The 3,207-nt window shown below is 50.7% G+C and carries 6 protein-coding genes; 1 reads left to right on the top strand and 5 read right to left on the bottom strand.

What is annotated here, in order from left to right:
* The 4 genes from AC2215_RS17690 to AC2215_RS17675 form a co-directional block, all read right to left on the bottom strand.
* On the bottom strand, positions 1-811 hold an 811-nt coding region (locus AC2215_RS17690; protein ID WP_486811317.1), incomplete at its 3' end, for a tetratricopeptide repeat protein.
* Positions 812-959: 148 nt separating this feature from the next.
* Positions 960-1,118, bottom strand: coding sequence for a hypothetical protein (locus tag AC2215_RS17685; protein ID WP_486811316.1), 159 nt, complete (start codon positions 1,116-1,118; stop codon positions 960-962).
* Positions 1,115-1,564, bottom strand: a complete 450-nt coding sequence (locus AC2215_RS17680; RefSeq protein WP_486811315.1) for a hypothetical protein — start codon at positions 1,562-1,564, stop codon at positions 1,115-1,117. The genes AC2215_RS17685 and AC2215_RS17680 overlap by 4 nt, the downstream gene beginning before the upstream one ends.
* A complete protein-coding gene (locus tag AC2215_RS17675) occupies positions 1,536-2,651 on the bottom strand; it encodes an Rpn family recombination-promoting nuclease/putative transposase (RefSeq protein WP_486811314.1) in 1,116 nt (371 codons plus the stop codon). The genes AC2215_RS17680 and AC2215_RS17675 overlap by 29 nt, the downstream gene beginning before the upstream one ends.
* A 2-nt stretch (positions 2,652-2,653) precedes the next feature.
* On the opposite strand from AC2215_RS17675, the gene AC2215_RS17670 reads away from it, so the two are divergent.
* Positions 2,654-2,845 (top strand): hypothetical protein, encoded by a 192-nt coding sequence (locus tag AC2215_RS17670; protein WP_486811313.1) that lies wholly within the window; start codon positions 2,654-2,656, stop codon positions 2,843-2,845.
* Between the two features lie 208 nt (positions 2,846-3,053).
* On the opposite strand, the gene AC2215_RS17665 is transcribed toward AC2215_RS17670, so the two are convergent.
* Positions 3,054-3,207, bottom strand: a 154-nt coding sequence (locus tag AC2215_RS17665; RefSeq protein WP_486811318.1) for a CHAT domain-containing protein, incomplete at its 5' end; no start/stop codon positions are given.

Here is a 3,207-nt window from a genome sequence, read left to right as displayed (position 1 = left end):
GGCCCTCTCCCAATTGCTCGCGGTCAATCTCGAGAGCTTGCTGCAAGAGGGGATCGGCTTCATCGTACCTTCCTTGGTCTCGGTAGGGCAATGCCAGGTTGTTGAGACTGGTGGCCACGTCGGGATGGCGCTCTCTCAATTGCTCCCGGAGAATCTCGAGGGCTAGCTGGTAGAGGGGTTCGGCTTCATCGTACCTTCCCTGGACTCGGTAGAGTCCGGCTAGATTATTGAGGCTGGTGGCGACAGAGGGATGGCGCTCTCCCAATTGCTCCCGGCGAATTGCTAGACTTTCTCGATACAAAGGCTCGGCTTCACTGTAGCGCCCCTGTTGGTACAGTTCGATTCCTTGCCAATTGAGTTGACTAGCTCGCTGTAGAGCCAAGTCGGTAGCCGTCGCCAATCGCCAACTGAGGCTATATTGCCCCGTCTCACCCGGATTAGCAGATGTAACGATCTGATAAGTTCCGGTTTCGGGGAGTTTGAGGATGAATCGAGCATTTGTACCATTGCCACTATCATCATCACTTCCAAGAACTTTTCCACTGGGACTAATAAGACCAATAATGGCATCAAAGTCTTCGCTGACCAGTTCAAACGTTACAGTTTCCTCGGCTGTGCCTTCATAGGGGTGAGTTGCAAAATAACGACTACTCTCCAGAGTCTGACTATTCTCATCGAGTTGCCCCGTCACCGCACCGGGTGTCACCTGTGCCAACTGTTGGGGAGTGGCTCTCCGGGGTAGCAGTCCCGTACTCCCTACCGCCAGCAGCACCGCGAGCACTCCACCTGCCACTGCTCGACTCTGCCTCATGTTCGATCGCTCCTACACTCTCTTCTGTAGAATACATATTTTCGATCGCACTGAGCTTATGCAGTATTTCAGCGGTAGATATTTGGATGGAACGGGGAACGGGGAATTGGAGAGACAAGGGGGACAAGGGAGAGATTTTCTTAACCTTTCACCCGAGAACCGGAGCGATAAATCCATCGGCTATCCATTCTTTGAGCCATTCTCTAGCGGTATTCTCCGATACGCCGAACCAAGCTACGACATCAGAAGAAGCGATCGAAAATGGATTTTCGACTTCATCGAGAACCCACGCCAGGATGCGGGTCAAGCTTTAAAACTGTCGGGCGTATAACCTTTGCCTAGCAAAGCTTCGATCGCTTTCGATCCTAAAAAGCGTCGGGCGTTAATCTGAGGCGTATAACCCTTGCCGGCTCTTGATTTGAATGCCTTCGAGCGTAAAAAATCTGAGATGTTCTGAACCTTCAGTCCAACACATTGGGCGGCTTGGGTTTGTTTGTTGTCAACAGGCTTACTATTGCTCTTCTCCCCGTCTCTCCCACGGATCGATCCCGTTCTCCCGAAGCAATCGCTCGAAATAGTCCCGCTCGTCGCGGACAACATCATCGAGAGCAAATTCTTCCCCCAGTCGCGATAAGTCGCCTTCGAGTTGCTGTATGCGATCGCCAAGCCGATCGTTTGCTTTGGGTCATTGGTGATGTCTCCGGGCGAGGGGGCGATCGAGCCGTCAATTATTTGTGTTCTGGCGATCGACATCCGTTTCTTCAGTTCTCGACTCTGGGTTTTCCGATTCGATCGCCTCCGAAGCGCTCAATATAAATGCTTCTAAAGATTGACTCATCACCGCCCCAACCAGAAGGTTCCCCAGCGTTTCGAGTTCGTCAATCTTACCAATAAGCTCCTTGAGTTCGAGGGAAATCTCTTCAAACCGAATTTCAAGGATACGGATAATATCGCCTTGTCGGGCAAGACGTGCTTGCTGTAATCCTTGCTGTAATCCCTCCTGCAATCCTTCCTGTCTGCCTTGTTCCCGTCCTTTCTGTTCCCAATCCGTTACAAATTGCATCACGCGCTCCTTGGTTTCCAACTCCATCGATTCGAGAACTCGATCGAACTCCTCTTCTTCGTCCTCATTCAATGGTAAATAGGTTCCGACAAATCCAGATATTAACTCCATTTTCTCTCGATCTAGCTCAAGGGTAGCAAGCAATCGCAAACACTCGGCTTTGACTCGAGCGCGTTCGGAGGGTGCAATCTGCATCTTCGCCATCAGAGCTGACGCGACGGGATTCTCCCGCCCGAGGAAATCTCGCCAGTTGAGCCGATTGAGTTGAATGGCCACAAAGCTAAAATCTAACACCTGTCGGTCTGGGAACCGAACGACGTAGCGATTATCCTGCGCCTGAAAGGGTTCGTCAAAGGTAAAGAGCGCGATGGGATAGACGGGCAAACGGAATTTTTCGTGCAAGCGAGCAAAATACTGAAACATCCGCAATCGGAAGTCTTCTTGGGTGTAGGCACTCGACTGCGATTCGACGTGAACGAGGAAACAAGCTGCCCGGTCTTGAAACTTGAGGCGGGCGACCACATCGGCAACTTTCTTCTTGCCTTGGGTAATGGGACTGAAGACCTCGCGAACCGTTTCGGTCGGCTCTAAACTGAACTCCGTGGGTTCGGAGTATTCCAGGACTTGGGGAGCGAACAGTTCGAGAAAATCGAGAAAGAAGGTGGAAAGTAGCTCTTTGAAGATAGCATCGTGGTCGATGGATGGTGTCACTACCAGGTACTCCGATAACGTATAAGACGGCGAATCATCAATCGATTCCGTTCGGTAGTTTCTCACCAATGTCCGTCCAACTCAAGCCTCTGATGTTGGGCGATCGCATCTTCAAGCCGAAACCTGCCGAGCTTCCCGGATTGGCTCAACGTACCAATCTGGTTTCGGTGGTGCGGGTGGGGTCGTGCGTTCGATATACGATCGAACTGCAATATTGTTTCGATCGCCATTGCAACCGAGAGAGAGCAGACATTCGTTAGTCAGGTCGCGCCCTGTCTTTTGTTCAAGCTCTTCCCATACACCAGTTAGGTTTACCCAAAGTCTGTCTTTAGCCATCAGTATGTCTATGTACATATATCGTCTAGCCTCATTATCTTTTCCCCAAAGCCTTCCACTTCAAACTTCTCACTTCAAACTTCTCACTTCTCACTTCAAACTTCCCACTTATTACTTATTACTTATCACTTATTACTTACCCAAAGCCTCCCACTCCCCCGCCAAAATAAACGCCGCCCAATAATAAGGACGACTATATTTCCCCTCTTGCGAAATCGCCTCCAACTGCACCTGACGCAACGCCTCGCTTCGTCCCATCCCCTGCATCAACTTTTCGTAATACCGC

It is taken from the genome of Zarconia sp. (genome assembly GCF_057467645.1).
This window is presented reverse-complemented; position numbering and strand designations above follow the sequence as displayed.